This window comes from Pedobacter sp. MC2016-24 (assembly GCF_015223055.1).
In the GTDB taxonomy this organism is placed as follows: domain Bacteria; phylum Bacteroidota; class Bacteroidia; order Sphingobacteriales; family Sphingobacteriaceae; genus Pedobacter.
In genome coordinates this window covers 99,681-122,817 of the sequence record NZ_JADFBX010000005.1, presented here as the reverse complement: position 1 = coordinate 122,817, position 23,137 = coordinate 99,681, and the positions used below count along the sequence as shown (strand labels likewise).

The window sequence follows — 23,137 nt, the reverse complement described above, 5'->3', positions numbered from 1 at the left end:
TCTTTAAAGGAATGAACCTTTTTCGTTTTGTATCATGAGTGACATCAATATAGTAGACGCGCCGCCAGGCATAGAAGGATCTGGTTTTTTTGCCACCTCTTTAGATAAAGTTATCGGTTTGGCTCGCTCCCATTCATTATGGCCACTGCCATTTGCTACATCTTGTTGCGGTATTGAATTTATGGCAACAATGGGTTCACATTACGATTTAGGTCGTTTTGGTTCCGAGCGTTTGAGCTTTTCGCCCCGTCAGGCAGATTTGCTGATGGTTATGGGAACGATTGCCAAGAAGATGAGTCCGGTTTTAAAACAGGTATACCTGCAGATGGCCGAGCCACGTTGGGTAATGGCCGTTGGTGCCTGTGCCTCAAGTGGCGGTATCTTTGACACGTATTCTGTGTTACAGGGGATTGATGAGATCATTCCTGTAGACGTATATGTTCCGGGCTGTCCTCCAAGACCTGAAGCCATTTTAGATGGTTTTGGTAAGATTCAGGAGCTGGTACGGAATGAGTCGTCCAGAAGACGCGATTCGGCGCAATATCAGGAAATGTTGGCTTCATACGGAATATTATAATGGCAGCAATTACGAACCAAGAATTGATTACCATACTGGGCGATAAGTTCGGTGATAAAATAGTTAATGTGAGCGAGCCGTATGGCTTACTGACTTTTGAAACAAGTAAAGATGTCATCATTTCAGTACTGACCTTTTTGAAAGAAAGCAGTACTACTGATTTTAATTTTCTAACCGACATTACTGCTGTACACTACCCTGAAAAGAAACATGGTATTGCAGTGGTTTACCATTTGCACAGCATGGTGAAAAGAGTTCGGGTTCGGATTAAGGTCTTTATTGATGAGCATCATCCGCACATCCCTACAGCTACCGTTGTATGGAATGGTGCAAACTGGATGGAACGCGAGACATACGATTTGTTCGGTGTTAAGTTTGACGGTCACCCGGATTTGAGAAGAATATTGAATATGGACGAATTGGGTGTTCATCCCATGCTGAAACAATATCCTTTAGAAGATCCAAACAGAGTAGATAAAAAAGACGAATACTTTGGTAGATAAGTTTATATGAATCACAATCAACCGGTATATACAGACAATGATCCGCAGAGCGAACTGGTCACCTTAAACTTAGGTCCGACCCACCCTGCGACACATGGTGTTTTTCAGAATGTGCTTCAATTGGATGGAGAACGCATCGTAAGTGGTGTCTCTACCATCGGCTACATTCACCGTGCATTTGAGAAAATTGCGGAACACCGCCCTTTTTACCAGATCACCCCTTTAACCGACAGGCTAAACTATTGTTCGTCACCGATCAATAACATGGGTTGGCACATGACGGTGGAGAAACTGTTGAACATCACGATGCCAAAACGTGTAGATTATCTTCGGGTAATCATCATGGAGCTGGCCAGGATCTCTGACCACATCATTTGCAATACAATTATCGGGCAGGATACGGGCGCAACGACTACGTTCTTGTATTTGTTCCAGTTTCGGGAGCACATTTACGAGATTTACGAAGAGATTTGCGGTGCCCGTTTGACCACAAACATCGGTCGTATTGGCGGTTTTGAAAGAGATTTTAATGAAATCGCTTTTGCCAAGATCAATAAATTTTTGAAGGAATTTCCTGCTGCTTTGAAGGAGTTTGAAAACTTACTGAACCGAAACAGGATCTTTATAGACCGTACTGCTGGTGTTGCTTGCGTAACTCCGGAGCAAGCTTTGAGTTATAGCTGGAGCGGACCTTTATTGCGCGCCACCGGGGTAGATTATGATGTTCGTGTAAGTGAGCCTTATTCATCTTATGGGGATTTCGATTTTGAAGTGCCTGTAGGTACCAGCGGTGACATTTACGACCGTTACCTGGTCAGGAACGAGGAAATGTGGCAAAGTTTACGCCTGATCCAACAGGCCATGGATAAATTGAAGAACGAACCTGCTGGTATTTTCCATGCGGATGTTCCTGAATTTTATCTGCCGGCAAAGGAAGAGGTTTACAACAATATGGAAGCGTTGATCTATCACTTTAAAATTGTAATGGGCGAAATTGATGCCCCTAAGGCTGAAGTTTACCATGCTGTTGAAGGTGGTAACGGTGAGCTTGGCTTTTACCTGATCAATGATGGTGGAAGGACACCTTACCGTTTACATTTCAGACGTCCTAGTTTTATAAATTACCAGATGTTTGCACACATGAGCGAAGGTATGCTGCTTTCAGATGCCATCATTAACATGAGTAGCATGAACATTATAGCAGGAGAATTAGATGCTTAAAGTAGAAGAAAAACAACCTGTCGTATTTTCAGCGGCTTTGCTTGCAAAGTGCGATGAAATTGTTAAAAGATATCCTGAAGGCAAGCAGAAATCTGCCTTGCTGCCAATTCTGCATGAAGTACAGGCAGAATTGGGTTGGTTAAGTGCCAGTGCTATGGATCAGGTAGCTGACTATCTGGATATCCAGGATATTGAGGTATACGAAGTAGCCTCTTTTTACAGTATGTATTTTTTAAAGCCGCAGGGTAAATTTGTATTGGAAGTATGCCGTACAGGACCTTGCTGCCTGGTTGGTGCTGAAAAGCTGATGAACCACATTGAGCATAAGCTTGGCGTTAAGGAAAATGAAGTTACTGCCGATGGCCTGTTTAGCTGGAGAGGTGTAGAGTGCCTTGCCGCCTGTGGTTATGGCCCTGTTTTACAGATCGGTCCGGAGTATACTTTTTATGAGAACCTGAACGAGCAAAAGGTAGACGAATTGATAGAAGATTTACGCAAAAAATAATGGCCCGTAAACTATTATTAGAACATATAAACGTACCAGGCATCAATACACTTGATGTTTACCGCCAGAAAGGTGGGTACCGTGCTGTTGAGAAGGCTTTAAAAACCCTCACTCCTGATGAAGTGGTTGAGGAAGTTAAAAAGTCAGGCTTACGCGGTCGTGGTGGTGCAGGATTCCCTACGGGAATGAAATGGAGCTTTTTAGCCAAACCAGAAGGGGTAGCCCGTTACCTGGTTTGTAATGCGGATGAGTCTGAGCCGGGTACTTTCAAAGACCGGTACCTGATGACGCATATCCCACACGCTTTGATTGAGGGAATGATTGTGTCCAGCTTCGCGCTAGGTGCAAAAACCTCATACATTTATGTACGTGGTGAAATGATGCCGCAGATTCGCATCCTGGAAAAAGCAATTGCAGAAGCTAAAGCTGCCGGATGGTTGGGTAAAAACATTTTAGGTTCGGGTTACGACCTGGAACTGTATGTTCAGCCGGGTGGTGGTGCTTACATCTGCGGTGAGGAAACGGCTTTACTTGAATCCCTGGAAGGAAAACGTGGTAACCCACGCATCAAGCCGCCATTTCCTGCGATTGCAGGTTTGTATGGCTGTCCGACTGTGGTAAACAACGTTGAATCTATCGCAGCAGTAGTTCCGATCATCAATGATGGTGGTGACGAATATGCTAAGATTGGTATTGGCCGCAGTACAGGAACTAAATTGATCTCTGCATCAGGTAATTTAGTGCGCCCCGGAGTGTATGAAATTGAGCTGGGTTTACCGGTGGAAGAGTTTATTTATTCAGATGAATGGTGTGGTGGTATCGCCAATGGCAAACGTTTAAAAGCAACTGTTGCCGGTGGTTCATCAGTACCTGTTTTACCTGCCAATTTAACTTTGAAATTAGCCAATGGCGATCCAAGGCTGATGAGTTATGAATCTTTATCTGAAGGTGGTTTTGCTACAGGTACCATGATGGGATCTGGTGGATTTATCGCTTTTGATGAGGACCAGTGTATGGTTAGAAATACCTGGAATTTCTCCCGTTTCTATCACCATGAGAGTTGCGGACAGTGTTCGCCTTGCCGTGAAGGAACAGGCTGGATGGAAAAAGTATTACACAGACTGGAATACGGACATGGTAAAATGAGCGACATCGATTTGCTGGTTGACGTGTCTAAGAAAATAGAAGGAAATACCATTTGTCCGCTTGGAGATGCGGCAGCCTGGCCGGTTGCAAGTGCCATCAGACACTTTAGAGATGAATTTGAGTGGCATGTGAAGGAACCGGTTAAGAGCCTGGACACAAATTACGGTTTGGCAAATTATGCCGATCCGATTGCCAAAGCAGTTACTACAGAAAATTAACAAGAATATCTTTAACAATGAGTGATAAAGTTAAGGTAACCATAGACGGGATAACAGTAGAAGTTGCACCCGGTACCTCTATTCTAAATGCTGCTAGGCAGATAGGCGGAGATATCGTACCCCCTGCAATGTGCTATTATTCTAAATTAGAAGGTAGCGGTGGAAAGTGCCGTACTTGCATTGTTAAGGTAAGCAAAGGTTCTGAAAAAGACCCACGCCCGATGCCTAAACTGGTGGCTTCATGCCGTACAGCGGTGATGGATGGAATGGAAGTGATGAACATCACCTCGCCGGAAGTGATTGAAGCCCGTAGTGGGGTAGTAGAGATGCTGTTGATCAATCACCCGCTGGATTGCCCGGTTTGCGACCAGGCAGGTGAATGCGACCTTCAGAATCTCGGTTATGAGCATGGTTTGCAAAAAACAAGATATGAATTTGAACGCCGTACTTTTGAGCGTATCGATATAGGTGATAAAATCCAGTTGCACATGAATCGTTGCATTTTATGCTACCGCTGTGTGTTTACTGCTGATCAGATTACCAATAAAAGGGTTCACGGGATTTTAAACAGGGGTGATCATTCGGAAATTTCGACGTATATCCAGACTGCGGTAGACAATGATTTTTCAGGTAATGTGATCGATGTTTGTCCGGTAGGTGCACTAACCGACAAGACTTTCCGGTTTAAAAACCGGGTTTGGTTTACCAAGCCGATTGATGCCCATAGAGATTGCCCTACCTGCAGTGGTAAAGTGACTTTATGGTACAAGGGAGAGGATGTATTGCGGGTTACAGGACGTAAAGATATTTACGGTGAAGTAGCGGAGTTTATTTGCAATACTTGCCGCTTTGATAAGAAAAAGACTGCGGATTGGGTAATTGAGCATCCTACACACATTAGCGATACTTCTGTAATTGCGTCTAATCACTATGAAACGTTAAAGCCATTACCTGTAATTCAACCAAATCTGAAATTGCAGGAAGCAAACCGCATTGAACTAGAAAAAACGACTAAATTCTAATGGATATAGCTTTTGTAATAGAAAAATTTGTACTTGTAGCTATCATATTTGGTATAAGCTTAGTGATTGCGATGTACTCTACTTATGCAGAGCGTAAAGTGGCTGCATTTTTACAGGACAGGTTAGGACCCGACAGAGCAGGCCCTGCAGGGATGTTCCAGCCCCTGGCTGATGGTTTGAAAATGTTTATGAAGGAAGAGATCATTCCTTCGAATGCCAGCAAGTGGTTGTTTATGGTAGGCCCTGGCCTGGCCATGCTGACAGCTTGTATTGGTACTGCCGTTATTCCATGGGGTAGTGATATCACCATTGGCGGAAGGGTAATTCCTTTGCAGGTTACCGATATTAATGTGGGCTTGTTGTACATTTTTGGTGTGGTATCACTGGGGGTATATGGCGTAATGATCGGTGGTTGGGCATCTAATAATAAATATTCATTATTGAGTGCAATCCGTGCGGCTTCTCAGAACATCAGTTATGAGATCGCGATGGGCTTATCAATAATTGCTTTATTATTGGTAACGAATACTTTAAGTTTAAGAGAGATTGTTGAAGGTCAGCATGGATGGCGCTGGAATGTATTGTATCAGCCATTTGGATTTATCCTGTTTATGGTTTGTTCTTTTGCGGAAACCAATAGGGCTCCGTTTGACTTACCGGAGTGCGAAACTGAGCTGATTGGTGGATACCATACGGAGTATTCTTCAATGAAACTGGGTTTCTATTTATTTGCGGAGTACATCAATATGTTCGTTTCATCGGCGGTCATGGCTACTTTATATTTTGGTGGTTATAACTATCCAGGAATGGACACTATGGCTGTTTGGCTGGGTCCAACCTGGGCACCGTTATTCGGCATGGCGATCTTCTTTGTGAAGATATTTGTTTTCATATTTTTCTTTATGTGGGTACGCTGGACCATTCCACGTTTCCGCTACGATCAACTGATGAATTTGGGTTGGAAGGTATTGATTCCTCTGGCCATAGCGAACATAGTGGTAACTGCAGTAGTTATCGGAATAATTGAAGGATTTTAACCATCCACATTGTGGAATAATAAGGAGGTTTAATGGAACCATTGACCAATAAGAAAAAAGTATTAGCACAGAAACCACTGACCTTTGCCGAGCGAAGTTATTTGCCTGCAATTGTGAAAGGAATGGCTATTACCATCAGTCACTTTTTTAAGAAAGAAGCGACCATCAGGTATCCTGAAGTGGAAAGGGAATTCTCCACCAACTTTAGGGGGATGCACTCTTTAAAAAGAGATGAGGAAGGTAGAGAACGTTGTACCGCTTGCGGATTGTGCGCTTTATCTTGTCCAGCAGAAGCGATTACGATGATTGCGGCTGAACGTAAACCGGAAGAAAAAGCATTGTACCGCGAGGAAAAATATGCTTCGGTATATGAAATCAATATGCTGCGCTGCATTTTTTGTGGATTGTGCGAAGAGGCTTGTCCAAAAGAAGCAATTTACCTGGACGGACCAATTGTGCCTTCTGATTACCTGCGTAAAGATTTCATTTACGGTAAAGACAAGCTGGTAGAAGCCCCGCTGGAAGTAAAATAGTATTAAATCAATTAAACAAGAAAATTAATGGGTACATCGGTATTCTATTTTGTAGCAACATTAAGCGTTATCTTTTCGCTGCTGGTTATTTTTTCAAAGAACCCGGTGCATAGTGTACTTTATCTGATTGTTACATTTTTTACTTTCACAGTTCATTATATCCTTTTGAATGCGCAGTTCCTGGCAGTTGTAAATTTTATCGTTTACATGGGGGCAATTATGGTACTGTTTCTCTTTGTACTGATGCTTTTGAATCTGAATAAAGACAATGAACCTTTAAAATCTAACCTGGTGAAGGTGGTGGGTGTGATTGCAGGCTGCTGTTTACTGGTTACTTTAGCTGGTGCCTTGAAAGCTACGGCGATTTCTGATCCGGTAGCCTTACAGAATCCAAACTTAGGTTTGGTTAAAAACCTGGGTAAAGAATTGTTCGGGCCGTTTATGCTGCCTTTTGAACTGTGTTCTATCTTATTGCTTTCCGCGATGGTAGGTGCTATATTATTAACTAAAAAAGAAGAAGCGAATGGATAACGTTACGCAACAATTGCAAGGAGTTCCGTTGAACCACTACATCTGGTTAAGTGCGATCATTTTCACCATCGGTGTGATTGGTGTGTTGACCCGCAGAAATGCCATTGTTATTTTCATGTCGGTTGAGTTGATGCTGAATGCCGTAAACTTATTGCTGACTGCATTTTCTGTGCATAACAACGATCCATCGGGACAGGTATTTGTATTTTTTATCATGGCCCTGGCTGCCGCTGAGGTTGCTGTTGGCTTGAGTATCATTGTAATGGTTTACAGAAATACGCAGAGTACTGATATAAATGTGTTGAATCGCCTTAAGTGGTAATTATTAAGAAGAAATATTAGAAGATGATAAATTTAGTTTGGCTGGTTCCGTTGATTCCACTTTTAGGCTTTATAATAAATGGCCTGGGGAGAAATTCATTGTCTAAAACTGTGATTGGTTTTATTGGAAGCAGCGTGATATTGATTTCGTTTGCCATTAGCCTGGGTATCTTTTTTGAGTTGGGTGCCGATTCGGTAAAATCTCATGAGATCTTTCTATTTGACTGGATCAGTGCGGGGAGTTTACATATTCCCTTGTCCTTCCTGGTTGACCCATTGAGTTCGCTGATGTTGCTGATCATTACGGGTGTTGGATTTCTGATCCACATTTATTCGATTGGTTATATGCATAGCGATGAAGGTTTCGGTAAGTTTTTCAGCTACCTGAACTTGTTTATCTTCTTTATGTTATTGCTGGTTTTAGGTGCTAACTATATTGTCATGTTTATTGGTTGGGAGGGCGTAGGTTTATGTTCTTACCTGTTGATCGGTTTCTGGTACACCAATAGTGCTTATGCATCGGCAGCTAAAAAGGCCTTTGTGATGAACCGTATTGGTGATTTAGGCTTTTTACTGGGTGTATTTTTGATCTTCACCACTTTTGGAAGTGTTGAATTTGCTAAGATCTGGCCACAAGCTGCAAATATGCTGCCTGGCAATACCACCATTGCTTTAATCGCTTTATTGTTATTTATTGGTGCCTGCGGTAAATCTGCGCAGTTGCCTTTGTTTACCTGGTTACCTGATGCAATGGCTGGACCAACGCCGGTATCTGCCCTGATCCACGCGGCAACCATGGTAACTGCTGGTATTTATATGATCGCGAGATCAAACCTGTTATTTGACCTTGCTCCGGTGATCCAGCACGTGATTGCGATTGTTGGTTTAGCAACGGCTATTGTTGCGGCAATTATCGCTTTGACACAAACAGATATTAAAAAAGTATTGGCTTACTCTACAGTATCTCAGTTGGGATATATGTTTTTAGGTCTGGGTGTAGGAGCTTATAATGGTGCATTTTTCCATGTCATTACCCACGCTTTCTTTAAAGCCTTATTATTCTTATGTGCCGGGTCTGTGATTCATGCTTTACACCATGAGCAGGATATGCGTCATATGGGCGGTTTACGTAAAAAATTACCGGTTACCTTTTTGACTATGCTGATTGGTACCATTGCCATTGCTGGTTTACCTCCATTCTCCGGTTTCTTCTCTAAAGATGAAATCCTGGCGCATGTGTATGAACACAATAAAGTAATGTGGGCCATTGCGGTATTTGGTGCATTCTTAACCGCTTTCTATATGTTCAGGATGTTGTTCCTTACTTTCTCTGGAAAGTATCGCGGAACGCACCATGCTGAAGAGAAGATTCATGAGTCGCCTAAAACAATGACCATCCCTTTGATTGTACTGGCTGTACTTTCTGCTATTGGTGGCGTAATTGGTATTCCAGAGGCCCTTGGTGGAAACCACTGGCTATCGCACTGGCTTGCCCCGGTGATCAAGCACACCGCTGAGGCACCAGATCATGCTACAGAATATATGCTGATGGCTGTATCTGTGGTTGGTGTACTCATCTCCATCGGTATTGCTTATAACAAATATGTGAAACAAAACCACATTCCTGTTGCCGATGAGGCACCACGTTCGTTATTGGCTAGACTTTCTTACCATAAATTTTATTTTGACGAGATATATGATGCATTAATTCGCAAACCACTGGATGTCATTTCCGGCTTTTTATACAGGATTGTGGACAATAAAATCGTTGATGGCATTGTGAATGGCTTTGGATGGAGTGCTACAGAAGCAAGTAAAGGACTGAGGTTAATTCAGTCTGGTAATGTTGGCTTCTATATTTTTATGATGGTGGTAGGAATCATCTCATTGTTATTGTATACTTATTTATCTCTATAAAAGATCGTTCAAGAAAAGATAATGGAACAACTTTTACTACTTCTCATATTTTTACCATTGGTTGGCGCCCTGGTTACTGCTTTCTCTGGAAATGCAGCAAAACACGTTGCATTGGTTTCTGCAATCATTTCATTAGCCCTGGCAGGTATTGTTGTGTGTAATTTTACACCTGATGCCAGTACACAATTTGTGGTAAATTATCCATGGATCGCAGATCTGGGTATTCATTTTCATGCGGGTATCGATGGTATCAGTATCATTACGATTTTGCTGACCAATGTACTGGTTCCCCTGATTATTCTGGCGAGCTATCAGCGCGAATATAAAAATGCAGCTGCATTTTTTGCTTTGATTCTGTTTATGCAAAGTGGCTTGTTATTGGTGTTTACCGCAATGGATGCCTTTTTGTTTTACATCGGCTGGGAAGCAGCATTGATTCCAATTTATTTCATCTGTGCCATTTGGGGTGGTAAGAACCGGATTAAAGTGAACATGAAGTTTTTTGTTTACACCATTGCAGGTTCATTATTTATGCTGCTGGGTATTATTTACCTGTACTTACAAAACCCGGCACATAATTTCGACATACAGGCATTGTATGCACTTAACCTGGATGCTACACAACAAAGCTGGATCTTTTGGGCCTTCTTTATTGCTTTTGCAATCAAAATGCCTATTTTTCCTTTCCATACCTGGCAACCAGATACCTATACCGAGGCTCCGGCCGCGGGTACCATGTTGCTTTCTGGTATTATGCTAAAAATGGGTATCTATGGTGTTATCCGCTGGTTATTGCCTATTGTACCGTCAGGATTACAGCAATGGGGACATTTAGTCATCATTCTATCAGTAATTGGCGTGCTCTATGCAGCGATCATTGCTTTTACACAAAAAGACGCCAAACGTTTGGTGGCTTATTCCTCTATTGGTCACGTTGGCTTAATTGCGGCTGGTATTTTTGCTTTAAATACCCAGGGCATGCAAGGTGCAATGGTTCAGATGCTGAGTCACGGTATTAATGTTGTGGGTCTTTTCTTTGTGTTGGATATCATTTCAGATCGTTTACAGACCAATAAAATCGCAGATCTTGGCGGGATTGCAAAACAGGCACCTAAACTGGCGATCGTTTTTCTGATTATTGTTTTGGGAACAGTAGCACTTCCGGGAACCAATGGTTTCATCGGTGAGTTCTTATTGTTGATTGGTATTTATCAATATAATATGTGGACCGCTGTTTTTGCAGGTCTGAGTATTATTTTTGGTGCGGTATATATGTTCAGAATGTACCAGAATATTATGCTTGGGAAAACGAACGAGCTTACGATCGGCTTTAAAGACATTAAAGGATCGGAACAGGTAGTATTATACATCATCTGTGCGTTGATTATTGTTTTGGGTGTTTATCCAAAACCAGTGCTGCAGCTTTCAGAGGCTTCGGTACAACATTTAATAGAACAGGTAACACAAAAATTAACTTCGGTAAACTAAGCAAATGAATATCATTATAACCATCACTGTTACAGCTTTAGTAGTGCTTTACGCAGGTTTGTTTAAAGCCAAAAAAGCATTATTGCCCATCACTTTACTTGGGTTGCTTACCTCGTTGGGTTTTGCTGCTGCCGGTTGGAATGCCAATCAATCGTATTACGGCATGATGCAAATGGATAATTTTGCATTGGCCTTTACCGGTGTGACCATTGTAGGAACGATCCTGATTTTTTTACTGACACAAAATTACTTTGCTGCAAAAAGTGAAAACGTTGCAGAATACTTTACCCTGATCTTGTTTGCGTTAGCGGGGATCGTGATCATGGTGTCTTACAAAAACATGTCGATGTTATTTGTGGGACTGGAAATCATGTCAGTGAGTTTATATATCCTGGCAGGTATCCGTAAGAATAATTTTGCTTCAAACGAGGCTTCATTAAAGTATTTCCTGATGGGAGCCTTCTCTACCGGCTTCTTATTGTTTGGTATTACCCTGATTTACGGCGCTACAGGCTCTTTCGATCTGGAAGTGATCAATCAATACCTGGTGGGAAATTATCAATCGATATCACCGATGTTTTATCCTGGTGTGATTTTGATGATGATCGGCCTTTGTTTTAAAGTAGGTGCCGCACCATTCCATTTCTGGGTTCCCGATGTGTACGAGGGGTCGCCTACGCTGATCATGGCATTTATGTCGACTGTAGTTAAAACTGCTGGTTTTGCAGCCTTTTTACGCTTGTTCGCGGATACCTTTGCACCTTTGCACGACTTCTGGTTACAGCCTTTGATGGTTATTGTATGCGTGACCTTATTGATCGGAAACGTAACGGCCTTATTTCAAAAGAACTTCAAGCGTATGCTGGCTTATTCCAGTATTTCGCATGCGGGATATTTATTGTTCTCCCTGATTACTTTAACAGGCAACTCTGCCAACAATGTGTTGGTGTATGCTGCAGCTTATACTTTTGCCAGTATCATCGCTTTTGCGGTCCTGATCCTGGTGAAACAGAAAACAGGCAATGATAATTTTGAAAACTTCAATGGTTTAGCCAAACGGAATCCGTTTGCTGCTTTTGTGCTTACTGTAGCCATGTTATCTATGGCTGGTATACCACTAACGGCTGGTTTTATTGGAAAATACCTGATGTTTTTAAATGTCATGACTGCTTACCAGGTTTACCTGGTTGCCTTTGCGATTTTAAACGCACTGGTAGGTTTCTATTATTATTTTAAAGTGATTGTAGCCATGTACTTTAAAGATGGTCATGATACGGTACTTGAAACGCCTGTGCAGTACAAAATTGTGCTGGTTATCTCCTTGCTGATTACGATCTTTTTAGGGGTTTATCCTTCGGTCATTTTAAATCTGATCTAGTCAACACCAGGCGTTCATTTATGTTGAGATGAAGCCTTTGATGATTCAAATAGTTAAGGAGTTGCGTGCTTAATAATTATTTGAATCATATCGGGTTCTCTAGATAATTATTTGTAGTTTTACGAATAATAAAACTATGCAAGATTTCTGGAACTCATTACAGCACTTCATTGATCCCGAAAAATTACTTAAAGAAGGTGGTTTTTACGTTGTAATGTTTGTGATCTTCGCCGAGACGGGCTTGTTCTTCGGGTTTTTTCTTCCCGGGGATTATCTGCTATTTCTGGCTGGCATGTTTGTCGCGACAGGTAAACTGGATGTCAATATTTATGTCCTCATTTTAGGATTGTTTGTATGTGCGGTGTCTGGTAATTTTGTGGGCTATTGGTTTGGCCGAAAGACCGGCCCGGTTTTGTACGACCGGAAAGATTCCTTTTTCTTTAAGAAGCGTTATTTAAAGGCTGCCGAGGCCTATTATAATAAACAAGGCGCTTTTGCCTTAATTATGGGAAGATTTGTTCCGATTGTAAGAACATTTGCACCGATTTTTGCTGGAGTGGTAAAATTGGATTTCAAAAGATTTGCATTATATAACCTGGCAGGTGGAATTATTTGGATAGCTTCCTTAACTTTGCTGGGCTATTTTTTAGGCAAACGCTTTGAAAAAGAGATTACAGATTATTTATTATACATAATTATAGGTTTTATTGTGATCACCTCGCTACCATTAATCCTCGCATTTGTGAAGAAAAGGGTAGCTAAAGATGACAATGATGAATTATCAAATACTGAACAATAAAAATGAGTAAAGACGATCACCACCCGTGGCACAGCGTTTCTCCGGGTAACAACATGCCGGAAACTGTAAACGCAATTATTGAAATTCCAAAAGGATCAAAAGCAAAGTATGAAATAGACAAGGACTCTAATTTGATTAAATTAGACAGGGTTCTGTTTTCATCTGTGATGTATCCTGCCAATTATGGCTTTATCCCGCAAACCTATTGCGACGACAATGACCCGCTTGATATTCTGGTTTTATGTTCTGTGGATGTATATCCAATGACCATTATTGAGGCTAAGGTAATTGGTGTCATGCATATGGTTGACAATGGCGAGCAAGACGATAAAATCATTGCTGTGGCTAAAAACGACATGTCGGTAAACTATATCAATGACCTTGCTGAATTGCCTCCGCATACGATGAAAGAAATTGTAAAATTCTTTCAGGATTACAAGGCTTTAGAAGAAAAACAAGTAACCATTGAACATCTGCTTGGTGTACGGTATGCACACAAAGTGATTGAAGAAAGTATTAAGCTTTACGACGAGAAGTTTAGAAATAAATCTTAATGGAATTATTTAAAATATTTTTTACCTTTTTCTTGGTTGCCCTGAACGGTTTTTTCGTTGCAGCAGAGTTTGCTATCGTAAAAGTCAGGGCATCCCAGATTGAGATCAAAGCCAAATCTGGGAGTAAGGTTGCCAATATTGCAAAATACATTACACAACACCTGGATGGCTACCTGGCGGCAACGCAGTTGGGTATCACACTGGCTTCTCTTGGACTGGGGTGGGTTGGTGAGTCTGTAATGCACAACATCGTGCACGATCTGCTGATTAATTTTAACCTTGCTGAGGTATACATTACTTCAATCTCAACTGGTATCGCTTTTCTATTCATCACCGTAATGCATATCGTATTTGGAGAGCTGGCACCGAAATCGGTAGCGATCCAAAGACCGGTAGCCACTACGCTATTCATTGCTTTACCCTTACAGGGTTTTTATTTGATATTCAGACCGTTTATCTGGGTGTTAAATGGCTTTGCCAATGTGGTTTTGAAAATGTTTGGCATTTCAAATGTAGGTGGTCATGATTCAGTTCACAGTACGGAAGAATTGTACTACTTGCTTGATCAGGGAAAAGAAAGTGGTGCTTTAGATACCAATGAACATGAACTCATTCGGAATGTATTTGATTTCAATGAGCGCGTGGTAAAAAATATTATGGTTCCCAGAACTAAAATTATGGGTGTAGAGTTGTCTACGCCTAAAAAGGAAGTGGTAGACAAAATCATTGCCGAGGGTTATTCCAGACTTCCGGTATATGATGATATCATTGATAAGATTATCGGTATTGTGCATGCCAAGGATCTCCTGCCGCTTTTGGCCGAGAACCGGGAGTGGACTTTGAGCGATATCATCCGTAAACCTTATTTTGTTCCTGAAACTAAAAAGATCAACGACCTGTTGAGTGAATTGCAGCAGAAGCGCATTCAAATTGCCATTGTTATTGATGAATTTGGTGGTACAGCCGGTATGGTTACCCTGGAAGATATTGTGGAAGAGATTGTAGGGGAAATTCAGGATGAGTATGATGAAGAAAAACCGACCGTGGAGAAAATTTCGGAAACGGAATTCATCATCAACGCGTATGCAACTGTATATGACGTAAATGAACATTTGCCTCATGATTTACCAGAGGACGAAGATTTTGATACTGTTGGCGGATTGGTATCTCATGCTTTTGGAAAAATACCAGAGGTTGGAGACAGCGAAGAATGTTATGGTTATCTGTTTACGATCCTGAAAAAGACAGAGCAAAACATTGAAACCATCAAGTTGGAACTGGTGATCGATAAGAAAGATATGATTGATCTTCATTAAAAAAAATAACGATGCATGTTTTTTATACGCCAGATATTAATGCTGATACGTATGTATTGAGCGATGAGGAAAGCAAGCACTGCACTAAAGTACTGAGACTGGGTGTTGGCGCCCATGTTCACCTGATTGATGGAAGGGGAGGCTTATATGAGGCTGAGATTGTCAGTGAATCAAAGAAGCATGTAGCCCTTCAGGTTGTCCATACGCAGACCGAATATCAGAAGCGGAATCATCACCTGCATATTGCAGTTGCACCCACTAAAAATATAGATCGTCTGGAATGGTTCCTGGAGAAAGCGACCGAGATAGGGATTGATGAAATTACACCGGTGATCTGCGACAGGTCGGAGCGGAGGGTAATTAAGGAAGATCGCTTATACAAAGTCATCACTTCAGCTGTGAAGCAATCGCTTCAGGCTTACCACCCGGTTTTAAATCAGCAGATCAATCTCTCTTCATTTTTAAAACTTCCCAATCCAGATGAAAAAATGATTGCGCATTGCGTGGACGGTGAGCCGCGTAATTATATTGCTGAACTGGTTAAACCGCATCAACGCTATACCATTTTAATCGGTCCCGAAGGTGATTTTACGCCAGCCGAGATAGAATTGGCTTTGCAAAATGGCTATAAACCATTAACTTTAGGTAATACACGACTTAGAACAGAGACCGCTGCATTGGCGGCTTGTTTTGAAGTGAATTATTTAAACCGATGAGATTTAAGGTATTTCTGCCATTATTTATTATTCTTTTCCATTGCAGTTTTATATTGCCAACTTACAAGATGGCTAAACTGAAATATAGCGGGGGTGGCGACTGGTATGCAAATAGAACTGCTTTGCCCAATCTGATCGATTTTTGCAATAAAAATTTAAAAACCAATTTTGTGGCACAGGAAGCTATTGTTGATGTGGGAAGTCCAGAGCTTTTCAATTACCCTTTTGTGTACATGACCGGACATGGTAACGTGGTATTTAGCGTTGCTGAGGTAGCTAATTTGCGTAAATACTTAACCGGTGGTGGTTTTCTGCATATCGATGACAATTATGGCCTGGATAAGTTTATCCGGGTAGAAATGAAAAAGGTATTTCCGGAGTTGACGTTTGAAGAACTGCCTCCAGGTCACCAGCTTTATAACCAGAAATATAAGTTTCCGAATGGCTTACCTAAAATCCATGAACATGATGGCAAGCCGGCCAGGGGTTACGCCCTGATTTGGCAGGGTAGGATGGTTTGTTATTATACCTTTGAATGCGATCTGGGGAATGGCTGGGAAGATTATGGCACTTATCCTGAGGATACACAAGAAAAACGAATGACAGCGCTTAAAATGGGTGCTAATCTGATACAATATGTATTAACACAATAACAATGAAGGTAAAAGTAAATGAGCATTACGATTTTGAGGTTGATGTAACCGGAAAAGAGTTGATGGTTGACGGATCTGCAGTACGGATAGATAACCGCGACATTGCTCCTGGACATAGCCATGTAATTTATAAGCACAAATCTTATCACATGGAACTGGTGTCGGAAAACAAAGCGGATAAAACCAGCGTAGTTAAGGTAAATGGCCATACGTACCAGGTTGCCATTTCAGATCAGTACGATTTGTTATTGAAACAATTGGGTATGGACAATAGCCAATCTGGTAAAGTGAAGGATGTTAAGGCACCTATGCCTGGTTTGGTGTTGAATGTATTGGTAGAAGAAGGACAAGAAGTAAATAAAGGCGATAATTTACTGGTACTGGAAGCAATGAAGATGGAAAATATCATCAAATCTCCAAGTGCCGGACTGGTAAAAAAGATTACCGTTATTAAAGGTGTCAAGGTAGAGAAAAACCAAATTCTGATTCACTTTGCTTAAGTAGGATTTACGGGCATAAAAAAGCCTCTGTTCGGTTTGAACAGAGGCTTTTTTATATTGCTGAGCTTTATTTTCCCCGGAAAGACTTAGCTTGTTTAGTTTTAAAATGTGGTTTGCCTATGGTCCTGATTTCAGGGGCTCCCAACATGGTCATGGCACAACGGAATCCGATATCTGCAGTGGATTCATCCTGTTGCATAAACCTCCTTGTGGCTGGGTTCAGCCATAAGGCCTGGTCGTTCCATGATCCGCCTTTGTATACGCGGGATTTGTCAGTAACCAGGGTAGTTTCTCCATAGAGTTCTGCATTAGCCCTATCCCGGTAACCACGTTGATCTGCATAGCTATTTTTTGTATTGATAGAATCCGTAGGTTTGTTTTCCGCTGCCTGTTTTTCAGCCCAGGTTTGTTTTCTGGGTGCGATGGCATCAACCATAACGGGTTTGTTGTATTTGTCTTTATCAATTCTGCCTGTCCGCTCATCAGCAACTTTTTTATTTTGATAATAATTGCCGCGATAAGGATTGAAGGCATCAGCATCCTGAAAAGTATTGGATCTATAGTTGTCTGCTACCCATTCATTTACGTTTCCAGCCATATTGTATAGGCCAAAATCGTTAGGAGTATAAGATCTGACATCAACGGTGATGCTACCTTTATCATTCAATGAACCGCCAACGCCCATATAATCGCCCTTCGTTCTTTTGAAATTGGCAAGTATCAGGCCCCTGGTATTTTTTTTAGCAGAACTGATACCCAATCCATTCCAGGGATAGATTTTGTTGTCGCTGATGTTTTCATACTCTGTATTGCCCACCAAGCCTAAAGCAGCATATTCCCATTCCGCTTCTGTAGGAAGTCTGTAAGGTTGTTTTAAAATACCATCTTCTAGTCTGACGTTTCGGGTTGCTGCGTTTTTACCAGTAGTTCCAGCGCCTGCATTCGCAGTATTGGCATTTGCAGGATTGAGGTCCTTCATTGCCCTTTTACCTTTATCATCATACTGATTGTTCAGGTACAAATCGGTATTGTAAGGGCCATCAGGTCTTGGCGTTGCCGCAGCATTTCCAGCGGCAGCCGTTGATTTTCCGTTCGTTCCGTTGAGGTCTTTGAAGCTGGTCATATAGCCACGGTCGCGAAGCAGCAATTCGTTTACACGATCGGTTCTCCAGCTGCAATATCTTGTAGCCTGTTCCCAGGTTACACCTACTACCGGGTAATCCTGGTAAGCCGGATGTCTTAAATAGTTGTCTACGTAAGGCTCATTATAAGAAAGTGGACTGCGCCATACGAGGGTATCAGGTGTTTCATTGTAATAGTATTCGTAATCCTTTGGGAAATTGGTACGAATCCAGTTCATGTACTCCAGCCAGTTGGTATTGGAAACCTCAGTCTCGTCCATATAAAAAGAAGAAACGGTCGTTTCTCTTTTGTGGTTATAAGAACTGAGCTCCTGTCCTGGTACATTAATGGCACTTCCGCTGACAATAAAAACGCCACCTTCAATTTCAACTAAACCTGGTCCGGGCCCTCTTTTGTATTTATTATTTACCGAAAAGCCCCCATACTCCTGTTTATTGTAAGCCATTCCTGTTTTATCTGAGGTGCCGGATTTGGATTTACACGAAACCAAAGCAGTTACAGCCAGCAGGGACGTAAGTGAATAGAGATATATTTTTTTCATTACTATCTATTTGTTTTTCAGTAGCATTAATTGTTTTAATTCTCGCCGGGCGCTTTGCAGGTGACTAAATTCCAGGTCGTTTAAAAATACAAAATTGATGTTATTTTTACTACCTGCCACCGACGAATACACAGAAGTTAAAATTACATAAAAAAAGGATTATGCAATAAAAAACATGATGAATAAGTTAAAGATGTTTTGTAAAGCCAAACTTAGGTGCTCAATACTTTGAAATTAAGGCATACAATGCTAACTTGCGTAGCACAATTGTTTAGTCATTTGCCACCAATGAATTTGAAGCATCTCGTAAAAACTGCGTTCTGTATTTTTTCTTTAACGGCAGCAGGCGTGGATTCATTTGCGCAATTGGTACAACCAGGTACACAAACCAATGGGAGTGCATACAACAACATCATTACCGGTGTCCCATTTTTACTGATCATTCCTGACGCCCGTGCTGCAGGAATGGGAGATGCCGGTGTAGCGGTGCAGCCTGATGGCAATGCGATGGCGATTAATCCTTCAAAACTTGCGTTTTTAGACAAGACATATGGCATCTCACTTTCTTACAGCCCATGGTTGAAAAATCTGGTTCCGGATGTGACGCTCACTTATTTAAGTGGTTATTATAAACCGAATGCGCAAACAGCCATTGGAGGTTCATTGCGGTATTTCAATCTGGGAGAGATCTTGCTGACAGATATCAATCGGCAGGATCTGGGCGTTTACAGTCCAAGTGAACTGGCGGCGGATGTAACCTATGCCAGGAGGTTTGGTGAATCTTTTTCCTTAGGGACTACCTTAAGGTATATTTATTCAAATACTTCGTCTTCGCCGGGTTCAGGTGGCCCACAAACCCATGCAGGTTCGGCCCTGGCAGTCGATGTTTCTGCTTATTTCAAAAAGCCAACTTATTTTTTAGGCGCTGACGCCATCGTATCTGCGGGAATCAATTTGTCTAACATTGGTACTAAAATCGGCTATAATGATGCACGTTCCCAGTTCTTCTTGCCGGCCAATCTTAAGATCGGGGCGGCCTCAACTTTTCTGATTGACGATTATAACCAGTTTACATTTGCATTGGATTTCAATAAGCTCATGGTTCCGACACAGCCCAGGTATGATGTTGATGGTCGAATCATCGCAGGAAAAAGTCCAGACCGATCGGTACCGGCAAGCATTTTTGGTTCTTTTTCAGATGCTCCGGGAGGATTTAAGGAGGAGTTACAGGAACTGAGTATCGCTGCCGGAATGGAATATTGGTACAGTCAGCAATTTGCTTTTCGTACCGGATATTTTTATGAAAACCCGGCAAAAGGTAACAGAAGGTATCTTACCCTTGGTGCCGGATTAAAATACAATGTTTTTAACATAGATTTTGCTTATCTGGTGGCCAATTCGCAAAAGAGTGCCCTGGCCAATACTTTACGTTTTACCCTGTTGTTTAACTTCGGGGAGGCCGCAAAAGATCGTTAGTTTTTGCTCGTAGGAACGGTAAGAACATAGCTCATTAATTTGATAAACATAAAAATAATATAAATACATAACAGCATGAAGATTAAAGTAGGTTTTGGGTTTGATGTACATCAGTTGAAAGAAAATCACCCTTTTATAGTTGGTGGTGTAAACCTGGAGCATCATAGTGGAGCTTTTGGACATTCTGATGCTGATGTGCTTTTACATGCGATTTGTGATGCTTTGCTGGGGGCTGCAAATTTGCGGGACATTGGATTCCACTTTAAAAATACCGATCCGCAATGGAAAGGAATCAGTAGCCTGATCTTATTGAAAGAGACGGTTAAACTGCTTAATGAAAAGGATTATGAGATTGGTAATATCGATGCCATGCTTTGCATTGAAGCACCAAAAATCAATCCGCATATTCCGGAGATGCAAAAGAACATCGCCGAAGCTGCCGGGATTTCGACGGATGACATTTCGATAAAAGCAACTACAAATGAGCAAATGGGTTTTGTTGGTAGAGAAGAAGGGGTGGTTGCCTATGCAATATGTTTAATTCAAAAGGGAAAATAACCGTTCTATTCAAGGGCTGCATAATTGCGCTGAAGAAAGAAGCGAAGACGCTAGGACGTTTCTAAACAGGTAATTTTCCTTCCAGCTGGGCGCAGACCGGTATTGAGTCTGGTTGAGTACAAAAAAGCCGGTAGGCTATTCATTTAAATGAATAGCCTACCGGCTATATTTTTATTCTACGCATCAAGCTATTCAATTACAGAATTAAGTTCGACCAGGAACTTTGTTTCCTGCAGCCTTGTATGATTTACTAAAAAATCACCTTCTCAGAGAAGACCTAGGAAGTTTTGCCCTTTTAGCGAAGCGGGCAAAAAATTCCAGTCTTCGAAGAGAACGGTTATTTTTTACTCTAAATAGCCAAACCGACCTTCATTGTAGTCCTTAATCGCCTGTTGAATCTCTTCATTGGTATTCATTAGGAACGGGCCATATTGGGCGATAGGCTCGTTAATCGGCTCACCGCTTAGGATTAATACGATGCTATCTGCTGCAGCCTCAATTTCAAACAGTTCACCTTCGTTTTTGAAATGAACGAATTGGTTGGTGGCTGCAGTTTCAGTCCCATTGACTGTAACACTACCTTCAATTACTACAAATCCGGTATTGTACGCTGCAGGAAAACTAAAAGAGGCTTTTCCTCCTTTATTTAACCGGGCGTTGAATACGTTGATTGGTGAATAGGTACTCACCGAACCTTTGGTGCCCTGGTATGCGCCTGCAATTACCTCAACGCTACCTCCATGTTCAGGAAGGTTGAACTTCGCCATATCCGCTTGTTTGATGCCCTGATATTTAGGACTGCTCATTTTATCTTTTGCAGGTAGGTTAACCCAAAGCTGTACCATTTGGAAGTTACCCCCCTTTTTACTGAATTCTGCTTCATGATATTCTTTGTGCAGAATTCCACTGGCGGCCGACATCCATTGGACATCGCCCGGATAAATCACCCCACTATTGCCTGCACTGTCATGATGTGCTACTGCGCCATGGTAGGCGATGGTTACTGTTTCAAAACCCCGGTGCGGGTGTACACCTACACCTCTTGGCTCATTACGTGCAGAGAAATTGATCTTTGCATTGTAATCGAGTAGAAAAAAGGGGCTCATTTCCAGGCGGTATCCGCTTGGAAAAAAATTGTGTACCCTAAAGCCATCGCCTACCATATGTGGCGCAGGCGGATTTAAAACGGCCGAAACACGTTTTATAGTTGTTTCCATTTTGTTTCCTTTCTTTTAACGAAGGACCGTGATTGCTATTGGGCTTGTTTTACGAATTGTAGTTCACCTAATATTTTCACATCCTCACTCACCATTACACCACCTGTTTCCAATGCGGCATTCCAGGTAAGTCCAAACTCTGTCCTTTTAATTTTGGTACTGATGGTAAATCCGGCTTTTGTATTTCCCCATGGATCGGTAGCAATACCACCAAATTCAACATCTATTTTAACCGACTTGGTTACATCTTTAATGGTTAAATCGCCGGTTAAGGTGTAGTCATCACCGTCTTTGGTTAATGCTGTAGATTTGAATGTGATTTTTGGATATTGCTCTGCATCAAAGAAGTCGGCACTTTTCAAGTGGTTGTCCCTGTCTTTATTGCTGGTATCTATGGAGTCAGTTGTAGCTTCAAAATCTACTTTCGCATTTTCGAAATGATCCGATTCAGAAACTACTGATCCCGATAAGTTGGTCAGGCTACCTGTAACGGTAGTGATCATTAAATGTTTTACTTTAAACTGCAGCTCACTGTGTGCTGGATCTAGTGACCATGTTGTATTTGCCATAATATTGTGTTTTAGATTGTTTATTTTTTATTAACAACACAAAATTACAGCAAAGAGTTTGGCCTCACATTGATGTATGGTAAGAAATGGGTTAAGGTTTGAAATGTTTATGTGCCAGGTCTTTACGTACCCTGCTTAATGATTCTGGGGTAATGCCCAGGTAGGAGGCGATCATCCATTGTGGCACCCTTAAAGTCAGATTTGGATAAAGCTTAATAAAGTCAAGGTATCTTTCTTCCGCAGTAGCACTCAGTAGCATATTGATTCGTTTTTGCATAAAACGGATCGCATTGTTTAAAATGGTATGGTTAAGATCGTTCATGCAAGGGACAATATTTGCCGCCTGTACTATAAAATCGCTTGGAACCACAATGGCATGGGTATCTTCTATCGCATCAATAAAAAAGTCGGAGGCTTCTTTATACAGCATCCCATTCCGTTCCGATAACCACCATTGTTCTGGTGCAAACTGGATGATATGTGCCTTGCCTTTGCTGTCAATTGAATAGCTTCTTAAAAGTCCTTCTACCACAAAATATCCATGTGCGGAGACATCGCCCTTCATCAGGATCATTTCATTTTTTGCAAAATGCTTTACTTTAAGCTTATCAGAAATAAGCGCAAACTGTTCATCTGTAATGGCTACTTTTTTCTGTAAATAAGCTTTGAGGTGCTCCAGCATAGGTTGATAGATGAAA

Annotated in this window: 25 protein-coding genes; 21 read left to right on the top strand and 4 right to left on the bottom strand. The window is 41.6% G+C overall.

Going from position 1 to position 23,137, the window contains the following annotated elements; genetic code table 11:
* The first annotated feature begins 34 nt into the window (after positions 1-34).
* The 19 genes from IM797_RS13920 to IM797_RS13830 all read left to right on the top strand — a co-directional run bounded on the left by IM797_RS13920 (position 35) and on the right by IM797_RS13830 (position 16,935).
* Positions 35-577: an NADH-quinone oxidoreductase subunit B gene (locus tag IM797_RS13920; protein WP_194127754.1), complete on the top strand. Its 543-nt coding sequence runs from the start codon at positions 35-37 to the stop codon at positions 575-577.
* Positions 577-1,080, top strand: a complete 504-nt coding sequence (locus tag IM797_RS13915; protein ID WP_194127753.1) for an NADH-quinone oxidoreductase subunit C — start codon at positions 577-579, stop codon at positions 1,078-1,080. Before IM797_RS13920 ends, IM797_RS13915 begins: the two co-directional genes overlap by 1 nt.
* 6 nt (positions 1,081-1,086) lie before the next feature.
* Entirely contained in the window at positions 1,087-2,301 is a 1,215-nt protein-coding gene (locus IM797_RS13910; RefSeq protein ID WP_194127752.1) for an NADH-quinone oxidoreductase subunit D, read from the top strand.
* Positions 2,294-2,806 carry an NAD(P)H-dependent oxidoreductase subunit E gene (gene nuoE / locus IM797_RS13905; protein ID WP_194127751.1) on the top strand — a complete coding sequence of 171 codons (513 nt, stop codon included), beginning with the start codon at positions 2,294-2,296 and terminating at the stop codon, positions 2,804-2,806. The genes IM797_RS13910 and nuoE overlap by 8 nt, the downstream gene beginning before the upstream one ends.
* Positions 2,806-4,170 carry an NADH-quinone oxidoreductase subunit NuoF gene (gene nuoF / locus IM797_RS13900; RefSeq protein WP_194127750.1) on the top strand — a complete coding sequence of 455 codons (1,365 nt, stop codon included), beginning with the start codon at positions 2,806-2,808 and terminating at the stop codon, positions 4,168-4,170. Before nuoE ends, nuoF begins: the two co-directional genes overlap by 1 nt.
* A gap of 17 nt (positions 4,171-4,187) precedes the next feature.
* The gene (locus tag IM797_RS13895) at positions 4,188-5,192 is read left to right on the top strand and encodes a 2Fe-2S iron-sulfur cluster-binding protein (RefSeq protein WP_194127749.1); all 1,005 of its coding nucleotides are present in this window, start codon (positions 4,188-4,190) and stop codon (positions 5,190-5,192) included.
* The gene (gene nuoH, locus IM797_RS13890) at positions 5,192-6,229 is read left to right on the top strand and encodes an NADH-quinone oxidoreductase subunit NuoH (RefSeq protein WP_194127748.1); all 1,038 of its coding nucleotides are present in this window, start codon (positions 5,192-5,194) and stop codon (positions 6,227-6,229) included. The genes IM797_RS13895 and nuoH overlap by 1 nt, the downstream gene beginning before the upstream one ends.
* Positions 6,230-6,261: 32 nt before the next feature.
* Entirely contained in the window at positions 6,262-6,762 is a 501-nt protein-coding gene (locus IM797_RS13885) for an NADH-quinone oxidoreductase subunit I (RefSeq protein ID WP_194127747.1), read from the top strand.
* 27 nt (positions 6,763-6,789) lie between these two features.
* Positions 6,790-7,293: an NADH-quinone oxidoreductase subunit J gene (locus IM797_RS13880; protein ID WP_194127746.1), complete on the top strand. Its 504-nt coding sequence runs from the start codon at positions 6,790-6,792 to the stop codon at positions 7,291-7,293.
* Positions 7,286-7,615: an NADH-quinone oxidoreductase subunit NuoK gene (gene nuoK / locus IM797_RS13875; RefSeq protein WP_194127745.1), complete on the top strand. Its 330-nt coding sequence runs from the start codon at positions 7,286-7,288 to the stop codon at positions 7,613-7,615. The genes IM797_RS13880 and nuoK overlap by 8 nt, the downstream gene beginning before the upstream one ends.
* 23 nt (positions 7,616-7,638) lie before the next feature.
* Positions 7,639-9,531: an NADH-quinone oxidoreductase subunit L gene (gene nuoL / locus IM797_RS13870; RefSeq protein ID WP_194127744.1), complete on the top strand. Its 1,893-nt coding sequence runs from the start codon at positions 7,639-7,641 to the stop codon at positions 9,529-9,531.
* A 21-nt stretch (positions 9,532-9,552) separates the two neighbouring features.
* Positions 9,553-11,019, top strand: coding sequence for a NuoM family protein (locus IM797_RS13865; RefSeq protein WP_194127743.1), 1,467 nt, complete (start codon positions 9,553-9,555; stop codon positions 11,017-11,019).
* A gap of 4 nt (positions 11,020-11,023) precedes the next feature.
* Entirely contained in the window at positions 11,024-12,397 is a 1,374-nt protein-coding gene (locus IM797_RS13860; protein ID WP_194127742.1) for an NADH-quinone oxidoreductase subunit N, read from the top strand.
* 136 nt (positions 12,398-12,533) lie between these two features.
* The gene (locus tag IM797_RS13855) at positions 12,534-13,196 is read left to right on the top strand and encodes a DedA family protein (RefSeq protein ID WP_194127741.1); all 663 of its coding nucleotides are present in this window, start codon (positions 12,534-12,536) and stop codon (positions 13,194-13,196) included.
* Positions 13,197-13,198: 2 nt separating this feature from the next.
* Entirely contained in the window at positions 13,199-13,750 is a 552-nt protein-coding gene (locus IM797_RS13850; RefSeq protein ID WP_194127740.1) for an inorganic diphosphatase, read from the top strand.
* A complete protein-coding gene (locus IM797_RS13845) occupies positions 13,750-15,066 on the top strand; it encodes a hemolysin family protein (RefSeq protein ID WP_194127739.1) in 1,317 nt (438 codons plus the stop codon). The genes IM797_RS13850 and IM797_RS13845 overlap by 1 nt, the downstream gene beginning before the upstream one ends.
* Before the next feature lie 11 nt (positions 15,067-15,077).
* Positions 15,078-15,782, top strand: a complete 705-nt coding sequence (locus tag IM797_RS13840; protein WP_194127738.1) for a 16S rRNA (uracil(1498)-N(3))-methyltransferase — start codon at positions 15,078-15,080, stop codon at positions 15,780-15,782.
* Positions 15,779-16,435 (top strand): DUF4159 domain-containing protein, encoded by a 657-nt coding sequence (locus tag IM797_RS13835; protein WP_194127737.1) that lies wholly within the window; start codon positions 15,779-15,781, stop codon positions 16,433-16,435. Before IM797_RS13840 ends, IM797_RS13835 begins: the two co-directional genes overlap by 4 nt.
* 2 nt (positions 16,436-16,437) lie before the next feature.
* Complete coding sequence (locus IM797_RS13830) at positions 16,438-16,935, top strand: acetyl-CoA carboxylase biotin carboxyl carrier protein subunit (RefSeq protein ID WP_194127736.1); 498 nt, start codon at positions 16,438-16,440, stop codon at positions 16,933-16,935.
* A gap of 67 nt (positions 16,936-17,002) precedes the next feature.
* Here the strand turns inward: IM797_RS13830 and IM797_RS13825 are convergent, their stop codons facing one another.
* Positions 17,003-18,619, bottom strand: coding sequence for an SUMF1/EgtB/PvdO family nonheme iron enzyme (locus IM797_RS13825; RefSeq protein ID WP_194127735.1), 1,617 nt, complete (start codon positions 18,617-18,619; stop codon positions 17,003-17,005).
* Positions 18,620-18,865: 246 nt separating this feature from the next.
* Between IM797_RS13825 and porV the strand changes: the two genes are divergently transcribed.
* Positions 18,866-20,095, top strand: coding sequence for a type IX secretion system outer membrane channel protein PorV (porV, locus tag IM797_RS13820; protein WP_228098860.1), 1,230 nt, complete (start codon positions 18,866-18,868; stop codon positions 20,093-20,095).
* A 75-nt stretch (positions 20,096-20,170) separates the two neighbouring features.
* Positions 20,171-20,653, top strand: coding sequence for a 2-C-methyl-D-erythritol 2,4-cyclodiphosphate synthase (ispF, locus tag IM797_RS13815; protein WP_194127734.1), 483 nt, complete (start codon positions 20,171-20,173; stop codon positions 20,651-20,653).
* A 344-nt stretch (positions 20,654-20,997) separates the two neighbouring features.
* On the opposite strand, the gene IM797_RS13810 is transcribed toward ispF, so the two are convergent.
* From IM797_RS13810 to IM797_RS13800, 3 genes are all read right to left on the bottom strand, one after another.
* Complete coding sequence (locus tag IM797_RS13810) at positions 20,998-21,870, bottom strand: pirin family protein (protein ID WP_194127733.1); 873 nt, start codon at positions 21,868-21,870, stop codon at positions 20,998-21,000.
* Between the two features lie 35 nt (positions 21,871-21,905).
* On the bottom strand, positions 21,906-22,439 hold the full coding sequence (locus tag IM797_RS13805) for a YceI family protein (RefSeq protein ID WP_194127732.1): 534 nt from the start codon (positions 22,437-22,439) through the stop codon (positions 21,906-21,908).
* Between the two features lie 91 nt (positions 22,440-22,530).
* Positions 22,531-23,121, bottom strand: coding sequence for a Crp/Fnr family transcriptional regulator (locus IM797_RS13800; protein WP_194127731.1), 591 nt, complete (start codon positions 23,119-23,121; stop codon positions 22,531-22,533).
* Between the last annotated feature and the right edge of the window lie 16 nt (positions 23,122-23,137).